This is a genomic window from Phenylobacterium sp., assembly GCF_041919955.1.
In the GTDB taxonomy this organism is placed as follows: domain Bacteria; phylum Pseudomonadota; class Alphaproteobacteria; order Caulobacterales; family Caulobacteraceae; genus Phenylobacterium.
Genome location: NZ_JAYRSU010000014.1, coordinates 17,113 through 28,292, shown reverse-complemented (window position 1 = coordinate 28,292; position 11,180 = coordinate 17,113). Strand labels below are relative to the sequence as shown.

The 11,180-nt window shown below is 67.8% G+C and carries 12 protein-coding genes; 1 reads left to right on the top strand and 11 read right to left on the bottom strand.

The window, feature by feature from the left end:
- Positions 1-3 precede the first annotated feature (3 nt).
- The 6 genes from ACE3T2_RS12900 to ACE3T2_RS12875 all read right to left on the bottom strand — a co-directional run bounded on the left by ACE3T2_RS12900 (position 4) and on the right by ACE3T2_RS12875 (position 7,909).
- Positions 4-1,395 (bottom strand): PQQ-binding-like beta-propeller repeat protein, encoded by a 1,392-nt coding sequence (locus tag ACE3T2_RS12900; protein WP_374657950.1) that lies wholly within the window; start codon positions 1,393-1,395, stop codon positions 4-6.
- On the bottom strand, positions 1,392-2,153 hold the full coding sequence (locus ACE3T2_RS12895) for a tetratricopeptide repeat protein (protein ID WP_374657947.1): 762 nt from the start codon (positions 2,151-2,153) through the stop codon (positions 1,392-1,394). The genes ACE3T2_RS12900 and ACE3T2_RS12895 overlap by 4 nt, the downstream gene beginning before the upstream one ends.
- An 86-nt stretch (positions 2,154-2,239) precedes the next feature.
- Positions 2,240-3,499: a spinster family MFS transporter gene (locus ACE3T2_RS12890; protein ID WP_374657945.1), complete on the bottom strand. Its 1,260-nt coding sequence runs from the start codon at positions 3,497-3,499 to the stop codon at positions 2,240-2,242.
- A gap of 69 nt (positions 3,500-3,568) precedes the next feature.
- A complete protein-coding gene (locus ACE3T2_RS12885; protein WP_374657943.1) occupies positions 3,569-5,797 on the bottom strand; it encodes a TonB-dependent receptor in 2,229 nt (742 codons plus the stop codon).
- A 169-nt stretch (positions 5,798-5,966) separates the two neighbouring features.
- Complete coding sequence (locus ACE3T2_RS12880; protein WP_374657941.1) at positions 5,967-6,653, bottom strand: TetR/AcrR family transcriptional regulator; 687 nt, start codon at positions 6,651-6,653, stop codon at positions 5,967-5,969.
- Positions 6,650-7,909: a dicarboxylate/amino acid:cation symporter gene (locus tag ACE3T2_RS12875; RefSeq protein WP_374657939.1), complete on the bottom strand. Its 1,260-nt coding sequence runs from the start codon at positions 7,907-7,909 to the stop codon at positions 6,650-6,652. The genes ACE3T2_RS12880 and ACE3T2_RS12875 overlap by 4 nt, the downstream gene beginning before the upstream one ends.
- Before the next feature lie 303 nt (positions 7,910-8,212).
- On the opposite strand from ACE3T2_RS12875, the gene ACE3T2_RS12870 reads away from it, so the two are divergent.
- Positions 8,213-8,473: a helix-turn-helix domain-containing protein gene (locus ACE3T2_RS12870; RefSeq protein ID WP_374657937.1), complete on the top strand. Its 261-nt coding sequence runs from the start codon at positions 8,213-8,215 to the stop codon at positions 8,471-8,473.
- Here ACE3T2_RS12870 and panB read toward each other — a convergent pair.
- The 5 genes from panB to ACE3T2_RS12845 all read right to left on the bottom strand — a co-directional run bounded on the left by panB (position 8,470) and on the right by ACE3T2_RS12845 (position 11,149).
- Complete coding sequence (gene panB, locus ACE3T2_RS12865) at positions 8,470-9,297, bottom strand: 3-methyl-2-oxobutanoate hydroxymethyltransferase (protein ID WP_374657935.1); 828 nt, start codon at positions 9,295-9,297, stop codon at positions 8,470-8,472. The two genes, ACE3T2_RS12870 and panB, sit on opposite strands and share 4 nt — an antisense overlap.
- A 3-nt stretch (positions 9,298-9,300) precedes the next feature.
- The gene (locus tag ACE3T2_RS12860; protein WP_374657933.1) at positions 9,301-9,681 is read right to left on the bottom strand and encodes a hypothetical protein; all 381 of its coding nucleotides are present in this window, start codon (positions 9,679-9,681) and stop codon (positions 9,301-9,303) included.
- Complete coding sequence (locus tag ACE3T2_RS12855; protein ID WP_374657931.1) at positions 9,674-10,258, bottom strand: RNA polymerase sigma factor; 585 nt, start codon at positions 10,256-10,258, stop codon at positions 9,674-9,676. Before ACE3T2_RS12855 ends, ACE3T2_RS12860 begins: the two co-directional genes overlap by 8 nt.
- 24 nt (positions 10,259-10,282) lie before the next feature.
- A complete protein-coding gene (locus ACE3T2_RS12850; RefSeq protein ID WP_374657929.1) occupies positions 10,283-10,654 on the bottom strand; it encodes a DUF6249 domain-containing protein in 372 nt (123 codons plus the stop codon).
- Between the two features lie 147 nt (positions 10,655-10,801).
- The gene (locus ACE3T2_RS12845; RefSeq protein ID WP_374657927.1) at positions 10,802-11,149 is read right to left on the bottom strand and encodes an ArsC family reductase; all 348 of its coding nucleotides are present in this window, start codon (positions 11,147-11,149) and stop codon (positions 10,802-10,804) included.
- Positions 11,150-11,180: the final 31 nt, after the last annotated feature.

The following is an 11,180-nucleotide window of genomic DNA, read 5'->3' as shown; positions in this document are numbered from 1 at the left end:
CGCCTAGCGCAGCGCGATGAGTTGCGCCTCATCGGTGGCGACATACACCGTGCCGTTCACGGCGATGGGGCCGATGAGGGTCGAGGAACCCAGATTGATCGTCTTCTCGACCGCGCCGGTCTTGGCGTTCAGCGCGACCAGCTCGCCGGTCGAACCGGCGACGATCACCCGGTTGGAGGCCAGGAGCGGGCTCGACCAGATCGGCCGGGTGCTGAAGTGCTTCTTGCCCAGGCCCCAAAGGCCGCCGCCCTGCTTCTCGCGTCCCTTGCCGAGATCGGTGATCCAGTAGATCTGGCCGCTTTCACGCGCAGCGCAGATGACTTCCCCGGATTTTGAGACCACGTAGACCACGTCCCCCGCCGGCCACGGCGAGGTGATGCCTGTCACCGGCAGGCTCCAGCGGGCCTGGCCAGTCCGCAGGTCGGTGGCCGAGAACACGCCCGAATGGCTCACCGCGAAGACGTCGCCCTGGTAGATGACCGGGCGGCCGGGGATATCGCGGATTTCCGACAGGGCGTTGTTGCGGTTGGCGCGGCTCAGGGCCTCGCTCCACAGGTCGTTGCCGTTCGTCGCCCGCAGCGCCACCAGTTCGCCGGAGCCGAACGAGGCGACCACGGTGTCGCCCGACACCGCCGGGCTGGAGGCGGCCAGGATGCGCGCGGATTCCGACAGCGCCTGATAGGTCCAGCCCGCCGCGCCGGAGGCCGCGTCGAAGGTCAGCAGCGTGTTGTCGACGGACACGGCGAACACTCGCCCGCCGGATACCGTCGGGGCGGCGTGGATCGGCTGTTCCGTGGCCGTGCGCCACAGCACTGCGCCGGTGTCGGCGTTGACCTGGGCGGCGAAGCGGTAGCCGGAGGTGACGTAGAGCTTGCCGTCGACCACGGCCAGGCCGCCGCCGAAGGCTTCCTTGTCCCGCTTCGACTGCGGGCGCAGGTCGGTCTTCCAGACCGGCGAGCCGGACTGGGCGTCGAAAGCGGTGACCGTCGCTTCGCCGTCCATGACGTAGATCTTGCCGTTGGCGGCGACCGGCGGAGCGGTAACATGCGCGCCGCGGCCGGACCCCTCGCCGAAGCCGCGCTTCCAGGCGATCGACAGCGAGCCGCCGGCCTCCGGATGGCCGACGGCCTGCTCGGGCGTCCCACCCGGCAGCGGCCAGGCGGTCACGGCCTCGGGGGTCGGCAGGAAGAAGTCCGCGCCCTTCAGCGCCTCGGCGACTTCCAGGGTCTGGTCGGCAGCGACGATCGCAATACGCTCGCCCTCGGAGGCGGTCTCCTGCGGGCCGTCGTCGCTCTTGTTGAAGGGGTTGAGCCGGCTGACCGTCGAGCAGCCGCTCACGGCCACGCTGGCCACCAGGAAGAGCGCTAGGAGGCGGGTACGGCGCATGGAGGTCATTGGGCTCCGGTAGCAGGCTGTTGCGGGGCGGCCGGAACGGCGGCGCCTGGCGGAAGCTGGATCGGCGGCGGCAGCGCCAGGGCGGCCTTCACCGTAGCCGGCACGGCCTTGGCCGCGCCCGAGTCAATCAGTTGCTTGGCGGCTTCGGCGCGCTGGCGCGCGTCCTGGCCGGCGTCGGCCATCAGACCGATCACCGCGAAGTCGCTGCGCGCGCCGGCGGTGTCGCCGGCCATCAGCTTGGCGAAGGCCAGGGCTTCCCGCGCCTCGGCGCGATACGGGCGCCCTTCTTTGGTGAGCGGGGTCAGGCGAGCCTCCAGGTCCTTGTAGGGAGCCGTGTCCAGCAAGGCGAAGGCGGATTTGAGGCGGGCGACGTCGCCCAGGATGTCGTTCGGCGCAGCTTCTGCCGCCTCGTCGAACAGCTTCACAGCGTCGGCGGTCTTGTTGTCGGCGAGCTTCAGCCCGCCCAGGTGCTGCAGGGCCAGCGACTTGTAGGCCTTGGACTTGCCCTGGGCGACCTCGCCCCACAGGCGGATGGCGTCATCGCGCTTGCCGCCGTTGAAGGCCTCGATCGCCTGGGCGTACTTCTCGGACGCCTCCGCCGCCGCCTGGGCGCGGAAGTGCTGATACCCCCACACGGCGAGCGCCGCGACGAGCGCGATGACCAGAAGACCGCCGATCCAGGGCAGCACTTTGAAGGCGAGCGACTTGTAGCGCTCGGAGCGAAGCTGCTCCTCGACTTCATCAAAGACATCGACCACGTCGGTGGACTCCGCGCGAATAGGCGTTACGGTTCAGAGCGGCGGAACCTATAGCGCACCGCGCGCGGCTGCAACGCTGGAGCCGATCAGTCGACCCAGTCGCGCTTGATGACCGCGGCCGCCGCCACGAACAGCAAGGCGCTCACGACGTAGAAGCCCAGCCCCGAATAGATCGCGTAGCGCAGCGCCTCGGCCCCGAAGCGCGGTGTCAGGGCGTCCGACACCGCCCCGAAATAATAGGTGCCGAGACCCAGTCCGATCAGGTTGTTGACGAACAGGAAGCAGGCGCTGGCCGTCGAGCGCATCGCCGCCGGAACGAGGTGCTGGACCGCGTTGATCACCGGCCCGAGCCAGGCCAGGTTCAGCCCGGTGGGGATGAGGAAGAGAACGAAGGCCACGGGAAGCGAGGTCGCTCCGACCGCAAAGAAGAAGCACGGCAACGCCAAGAGGAACGCCCCGGCCGGGACCAGCAGGTAGAAACCCTTCCCTCGCCCGCCGAGACGATCGCCCAGCCAGCCGCCGCCCCAGACGCCGAGTACGCCGCCGAACAGCGTGATCGAGCCGAGGAACAGCGAGCGTTCGACCAGGCCCATGCCCAGGCTCCGCTCGAAGAACGACGGCAGCCAGAACGCCACGCCGTAGCCGCAGACCGACGAGGCGGAGGCGCCCAGCGCGATCAGCCAAAAGCTCGGCTTGCGCAACAGGAGCGCGAGTCCCCCGCTCGCGGCGGCGGCGGGCGGTGTCCCGTCCATCGCCCCGCGCACCGGCTCCTTGACCACTAGGCGAAAGATCGGGGCCAGCAGCACGCCGGCGAGGCCGACGATCACAAAGGCCGCTCTCCAGTTGATCGAGGCGGCGATCAGGCCGCCGAACAGGATGCCCAGGGCGCTGCCGACCGGAATGCCGAACGAATAGGCCGCCAGGGCCCGGGCCCGCTGCGCCTTGGGGAAATAGTCCGAGATCAGCGAATAGGCAGGAGCGACGCCGCCGGCTTCCCCCACCCCTACCCCCATGCGGCAGAGAAAGAGCTGCCAGAAGCCGCCCGCCAAGCCGCAGAGCGCGGTGAAGCCGCTCCAGATGGCCAGGGCGCCGGTCATGATCCAGGTGCGGCTCCAGCGGTCCGCCAGCCAGGCGATCGGGATGCCCAACGCAGTATAGAACAGGGCGAATGCCAGCCCGCCCATCAGGCCGAGCTGGCTGTCGGTGAGCCCCAGGTCCTTCTTGATCGCCCCGGCCAGGATGCCGAGGATCTGCCGGTCCAGGAAGTTGAAGGTGTAGGCCAGGATCAGCAGCGCCAGCACCGCGTAACGGTATCGGCCCTGCCCCGGCTCTTGCGCCTGCGCCATGTCGCCCCCGAAGAAATAAGACAGCGCGGCGTCCGAGAGGGACGCCGCGCCGCAAGAGCTCGCGCTCTCTTAGAACTTGGCTTCCAGAGACAGCGTCACGGTCCGCGGCGGGCCGTAATAGGCGGTCACCGAGTTGCCGAACAGCACGCCGGCCGACTGCGGGAAGTTGTAGCCGCCGACGCGATAGCGCTCGTCGCCCAGGTTGCGGCCGTGCAGGCCGACCCGGAAGGTCTCGCTCGGCGAGGTCCAGACCAAGCTGGCGTCGTAGAGCCAGTAGGCCTTCTGGTCGAGGCTCGATGGGACCTCGAACATCGAGAACTCGTCGCGGTAGGAGGCCATCGGCGTGAAGGTCAGTCGACCATGATCGCCCAGGTCGTGGGTGTAGGTCAGGCTGACATTGCCGGTCCATTCCGGCGTGTTCTGGAACACGCGCGAGTTGGCGAAGTCGGTGATCACCGGCGGGGTCTTGGTCAGGTCCAGCGCCTTGTACTCGTCGAACTCGGCCTTGATGTAGCCCAGCGAGAAGTTGGCGGTCAGGCTTGAGGCCAGCGAGGCGACGCCTTCCAGCTCGAAGCCCGACATGTGCGACTGGCCGACGTTCAGCACCTGACTGGCGATCGAGGCGCCGACCGGGGTCTGCAGCGTCACCTGCTGGTCCTTGTACTTGGCGTAGAAGGCGGCCGTGTTCAGCGACAGGCGACGGTCGAAGAAATAGCCCTTCAGGCCCGCCTCGTAGCTGTCGACCGTCTCCGGCTCGTAACCGTTCGCCGAGGTCGGGGTCAGGATCGCGTCGGCCCGCATGTCGAAGCCGCCCGACTTGAAGCCCTGGCTGTAGGAGACATAGCCGGTCAGATCCGGCGTGAACTCGTAGCGCAGGCTGACGCGCGGGGTGAACTTGTCGAACTTCTTGGTGTTGGTGAAGTTCGAGCGGACCAGGCCAGGAACCGCCTGGGCGTTGCCGAACAGCGGGCTGCGCAGACCGGTGAAGTTCTGGCGGTAGACTTGGCCGGTCTTCTCGTCCTGGGTCCAACGCCCGCCGACCGAGATCGTCAGGGCGTCGGTGATGTCATAGCTGACGTCGGCGAACGCAGACCAGCTTTCGGTGTCCACGAAACCGGCGGTGGCGATGGTCAGGTTGGCCTGGCTAAGCACGGTATCGAAAGCGCCGGCCGCCGTAGCGTTGAGATAATACAGGCCCGCGACGGCCTGCATGCGGTCGCCCGTGTAGAGCAGTTGCAGTTCCTGGCTGAACTGGTGATCGCTATAGCGGCCGGGGATGTCCAGGATGGCCGCCGGAAGGTTGTCGAAGTCGATGATCGTCTTGGTCTCACCGGCCCGATAGGCGCTGATCGACTTCAGGGTGATGGTGTCCGACAGCTTCCACTCGCCCAGGAACGAGACGCCGCGGGTCTCCACGCGGTTGAAGTCGCCGGCCCCGGCATAGGTGTCATAGACGTCCGCCGGCGGCGCGCCCCCGGCGATCGGTCGGCCGAGGAAGTCCAGCGCCTGCACCTCGCGGTGGCCGTGACGGGGGGCCGACTTGTCCTGGACGATGTCGCCGGCCAGCCGGAAGAACAGGTTCTCGGTCGGAGTCCATTCGACCGTCGCGCGCGCCGCGCCGACGTCCTTGTCATAGTGCTCGGCCCCGGTGGTCAGGTTCTTGCCGTAACCGTCGCGATCGAACTTCGCGATGGTCAGGCCCAGCCCCAGCGTATCGGTCACCATGCCCTTGGCCGAGGCCACCAGGTCGCGCTGGTTGTAGCTGCCGAACGCGCCCTTGAACTTCATCTCGGGCTCGGCCTCGATCTTGGCCGTCACGTACTTCACGGCGCCGCCGATGGTGTTGCGGCCGTAGAGCGTGCCTTGCGGACCGCGCAGCACCTCGATCCGCTCGATATCGAAGACGTCCAGCACGGCGGCCTGCGGGCGGGCGATATAGACGTCGTCGACATAAAGGCCGACGCCGGGCTCGAAGCCCCACAGCGGATCCTGCTGACCGACGCCGCGGATGAACGAGATCAGGGTGGAGTTCGACCCACGCGCCACCTGCACCGTCAGGTTCGGGGTCTGCTGCTGCATCACCGTGATGTCCTGGGCGCCGGTGTTGGCCAGCCGCTCCTCGCTCACCGCGGTCACGGCCACCGGAACGTCCTTCAGGGATTCTTCACGGCGACGGGCGGTTACGACCAGTTCCTCAACCGCCGGGCCGTCGGAATTCGTGGTCTGGGCATAGCCGACCGACGTCGCGGCCGACCAGGCGGCTCCAGCCAGAAGCGCAGCCTTGAACATGGTCTTCATCAGTGTCCCTCCCGCGCGGTCGATGACGTCCGCGTCGATTGTTAGAAATTCATCGAAATGAGAATTTTGAGGAGTTGACGATATTCGCGAGCAAGACGCCAGCCCCCGCGACCCTGGGTGGCTAGTTTTTAATCACCTGATGAAATGGCGCCACAGTGACGCCGCGGCGCTAACGCGCCCGCGAGACGATCGCCTCGAATCCGGCGGCACAATAGTCGAAAAGCCGGGCGCGAACGGCTTCCAGGTCCGTCGACCTGCAGAGGCCCTCCGACAGCTGATCGATCCGCCCGGTCTCCGACAGGGCCAGCATCATCGAGCCGGTCAGGAACTGGTAGCCCCAATAGAGGTCCTTCAGGTCGGCTTGCGGCATGGCCCGCTTCAGCGCCGCGATGAACTGGTGCACCACGGGGTCGAAGAAGCGGTGCATAGTCTCGCCGCCCCAAGCCGGCGTGTTGTTCACCAGGGCCACCAGGCGGAAGTAGTTCTTCCAGCCCGCCTCCCCGGTCAGCGAGCGTTCGATCAGCGGTCCGATGAAGGCGGCGATGACGCCTCGGGCGGTCGCTGCGTCGCCGTGCGCCTCCGCATAGGCCGCCATCGCCTGGCTGCGCTCGGTGTTGAGGATCTCGGCCCGGCGCGAAAACACCGCGTCGAACAGGTCCCGCTTGGAGCCGAAGTAGTAGTGGATCAGGGCCGTATCGACTCCGGCCTCCGCGGCCACCTGACGTGTGGTCACCCCATAGAACCCGTGGCCAGCGAACAGTTGCTCGGCTGAATCCAGGATGACCCGGCGCAGGTCCGGGCCCTCGCCCTTGCGCCGACGGCCGCGCGCCGGGGCCGGCGCCGTCTCCCGGCTCACGCCTTGCCTTCCACGCCGCGCGCCAGGCAGGTCACCGCCATATCCGCGGTCACGTTGCCGACCGTCCGGAAGATGTCTGGAATGGTCTCGACGGCGAGCAAGATCGGCAGCAGCTCCAGCGGCGCACCCATGATCAGGCAGATCGGCCCAGTGGTCGTAAAGAAGGTGATCTGCCCTGGCAATCCGACGGACGCCAGACTGATCACCGAGGCGACCGCTACGCCCGCCGTCAGCAGAGCCGCGTTCAGCGGAACTCCGTAGATGTGCGCGCAGTAGATCGCCACGCCTAGATTGGCCGCCGGGCTGGTGATCCGGAACAGCGACACCGCCAGCGGCAACACTACGCCGATGATTGGCTCGGGCGCGCCCAGGCGGCGGGTCCCCGCGACCATCGCCGGCAGGGAGGCGATCGACGACTGGGTCGAGAAGGCCACCGCCTGGGCCGGCGCGACGGCCTTGGCGAAAGCAAAGAGCGGGACGCCGGCGAGCAAGGCGATCAGATACGAGAGCAGCGCGACCGAAATGCACACGCCCGAGAGGATCAGGACGTAGTGTCCGAGCGCGCCTGCTGCGCCAAAGCCCGCCTTGGCCCCGACGGCCAGGGCCAGCGCGAACACCCCCACGGGGGCCGCGAACAGCACCCACTGGACCAGCACCAGCATGGCCTCCATCACGCCCTCGAACAGGCTGACGATACCGGCGCGCAACTCCGGCCGGATCCGGGTCGCAGCCAGACCGAACGCCAGGGCGAAGACCACCAGCGGCGCCATGCTGGTTTCCGCCGCCGCCTGGATCGGGTTGGTAGGAATGAAGGCGCGCAGCCAAGCGCCCATGCTGGGAAAGTCCGGAGCCCTCTGCGTCGCATGGCCGGCAGCCTCACGCAGGCCGGCCACCGCGGCCTGAGGCGCCGGCCAGAGCGCCAGTACGCCGGAGACAGCCAGGGCAGAGAAGACCGCGCTGGCGAACAGGAACAGGGCGAACAGCCCCAGCGCCCGCGCCGCGACCCCGCCCGCAGCGGCGGTTCCAGCCGCGGACGAAACGCCAACCACCAGCAGCGAGAACACCAGCGGCACGATGGTCATGCGCAGCGCGTCCAGCCAAAGACCGCCGACCGGGTCGGCCACGGCCAGGACGCGGTCGAGGAACGGCGCTCCGGCCAGCGCCCCGCCGGCGATCAGACCAAGGACCAGGCTCAGCAGGATGCGCACGGTGTTCTGCCCGACCGCGGCTCGGATCGTCTGAAGAAGCTTGGCCATCCTCTGAAGCCTAAAGCGCGTTCGGGCGCGGATGGAACTGGTTTTCGGCGTTCGGCGGCCAGCGCCCATGGCCCGAGCACGGCCCAGCGGACCGTCGGTCCGCCGACCGCCCGGCAAAAATCACCTTAAAATCCGCCTATAACTCACTTTTAATACTGCATAAAATTGACACCACTTGGAGCTCTTCAGCCGCCCCGCTTTATAGATTTCGGCCGCTGCCGCCCGGGCGGATCGGCAGGCCCGGCTGACGGACTTGCCGTTGGCTGGACTTCGCCTAAGCTGCTGGAAAATGGGAGGAACGCGATGATCATCTCGCTTCCGCAGGTCCGCCCGGACCTGGCCGTCGTCGGCCAGCGGCTTCGGGCGGTGCGACAGGCTCGCGGGCTGGAGTTGGACGACCTCGCCCAGCGCGCCCACCTGCCCGCCGCAGAGCTCTCGCTGGCCGAGACTGGACGAGCCCGACTGGACTCAGCCCAGCTACACGCCGTCATCGATGCGCTGCACGTCTCGCCCCGGATTCTTTTCGAGCCAGGGCTGGACGTCTCAGGCCTGAGGCGGATCTAGCCGGCCTTGGCGAAGTAGATTTCGGCAGGTCCAGGAAACCGGCGTGCGCGCACGTCTTCGGCGTAGCCCGCGACCGCCTTGCCGATCTCGTTCTTCAAGTCCCCGTAGCGGCGCACGAACTTGGGCGTCCAGTCGAACAGGCCCAGCATGTCGTCGGTGACCAGGATTTGGCCGTCGCAGCCGGCCGAGGCGCCGATGCCGATGGTCGGCACGTCGATCGCCTCGGTGATCTCGCGGGCCAGGCCCTCGGCGACGCCCTCGACGACCACCGCGAAGGCGCCCGCCGCCGCCGTAGCCTTGGCCTCTTCCAGAATCCGCGCACGTTCCTCGCCGGCCTTGCCCTTGGCCTTGAAGCCGCCGTCCACATTGACCGCCTGGGGGCGCAGGCCGACGTGGCCCATGACCGGGATCCCGCGCTTGACGAGGTATTCGATGGTCTCGACTACGGTCGGACCGCTCTCGACCTTCACCGCCTGGGCGCCGGTCTCCTTCATCACCCGCGCGGCGTTGGCGTAGGCGGTCTCGGGAGAGCCTTCGTACGAGCCGAACGGCATGTCGACCACGACCATCGCCCGCTTGGCGGTCCGCATCACGGCCTGGCCGTGCAGGATCATCATCTCCAGCGTGACGCCGACCGTGTTCGGCAGGCCGTGCACCACCATGCCCACGGAGTCGCCGACCAGCAGCAGGTCGCAGTGCTCGTCCAGGATCTCGGCCACCGGCGCGGTGTACGCCGTGAGGCAGACGATCGGCACGCCGCCCTTGCGCGCGGCGATATCGGGGGCGGCGATCCGCCGGACGGTTTCCTGACGCTGGGCCGACATTGACTAGAACTCCTCAAGCACCCGACTGACCACGAAGCCGATGGCGAGCACCGCCATACCGCTGGCGATCCATACCACGGTCGAGCCCGCAGGCAGCGAGGAGAGTAGCTCGGCGCGTGGGGCCAATTGCTGCATCCCGGCCTGCAGCAGCCGTGACGAGCCGCTGGAGGCCCCTTCCAGATGCTGCACGAAGTTCGACATGATCAGCTGGCTGGCGCCGACGACGCCGCCGGCCAGGCCAGCCGCCCCGATGATCCAGCGACGCATGTTCCAGCCACGGTTGAGCTTGCGCTCGACGGTCATGGCGAAAGCCTTCTCGTCCGAGAAGGCCGGCGGTTCGGCGAAGAGGCGTTCCAGACGCCGCTCGAAATCGAGCTCAGCCATTCTCGCGCCTCCTATCCTCCTGAGCGGCGTCGCCAGGCGCCAGTCGCGCTCTGAGCTTCTCCAGACCACGTTTGACATGGGACTTGACCGTTCCAAGCGGCAGATTCAAGGCGTCGGCCGCCTCTGCGTGCGAAAGGCCGGCGCCGTAGCACATGGATACGCAGATCCGCTCGGCTGGGCCGAGCGCCCGCAGCGCCTCGTCGAGATCGATCTTGCCGGCGGCGTCTGCGGCCGGGGCGGCGTCGCCGCCCTCCTCGACCTCGCCCGCCAGGCTGGCGATCCGGCGCTCCTTCTGCAGGCGGCGCAGATAGTGGCGCGCGCCGATCTTCTTGACCCAGGCGGCGAAGGCGCCCTGGCCGCGAAACTCCCCGATCCGCTCGAACGCGGTCAGGAAGGCGTCCTGGGCCACGTCGTCGGCTTCCGACGGCGTCGCGCCCATTCGGCGCAGCAGCCCCCGGACCGCCGATCCGTGCCTGCGCACGAGTTCGCCGAACGCGGCGCGGTCTCCAGCCGTCGCCAGTGCGGCCAGCTCCACGTCGTGGGACGCCGTCAGCCTTGATTGATGTGAGCCCGACATGGGCCTGCCCCTCCCCGGAGCCGACTACTTGCCGCGCGAAATGAAGGACAGGGCGATCAGCGCCAGGCCGATGAAGCCCGGGAACGCCGCTACGCCCAGCATCGGATAAAGCGCGTCAGGCTCCTCGAACTGCACGGCCAGCCCCAGCGCCGCGAAGCCGACGGCGACGCCCAGCCAGATGATGCCGGCCCGCAGGTCCCGATAGGGCGACGGCGGCGGCTTCACGTCGCTGGTCAGGGCCTGGACCACTTCCGGCGGAAGCTCGGCGCCCTTTTCGATGGAAGCCCGCAAGGTTTCCTGCAGCTTCTGGCGCTCCTGGCTCTTCAGGTAGCGCGGCACGATCACGATGGCCGCAATCATGGCCATGAACGCCAGGGGGACTAGAATTCCTTCCACGACGACTCTCCTCTTCTCGATGCGCAGGGCCTGGTGGCCCCGTTCTGAAAGGAAAGAGGCTTCGGCGGCAGTCTATGGATGCAACTGCACGGATGAAATGTTCGTCATGATTTTCAGGCCCCTGGAAGAGGCGCTGTCAAATACGGCTCAGCCGAACACAGCTGCGTAGGCGTCCGGCTTGAACCCGACCAACAGTTGACCGCCGACGTCCAGCACCGGGCGCTTGATCATCGAGGGCTGGGCCAGCATCAGCTCGATCGCCTTAGCCTGGTCGATCCCCGCCTTGTCGGCGTCGGGCAGCTTGCGGAAGGTGGTCCCGGCGCGGTTCAGCAGGGTCTCCCACCCCACCTGCCCGGCCCAGGTCTGGAGGCGTTCGCGGTCGATCCCGACCGCCTTGTAGTCGTGAAACGCGTAGTCGACCCCGCGCCCGTCCAGCCAGGCGCGAGCCTTCTTCATCGTGTCGCAGGCCTTGATGCCGTAGAGGGTGATGGTCATGGGTCGAATCCGATCTCGTGAGCCGCGCCCC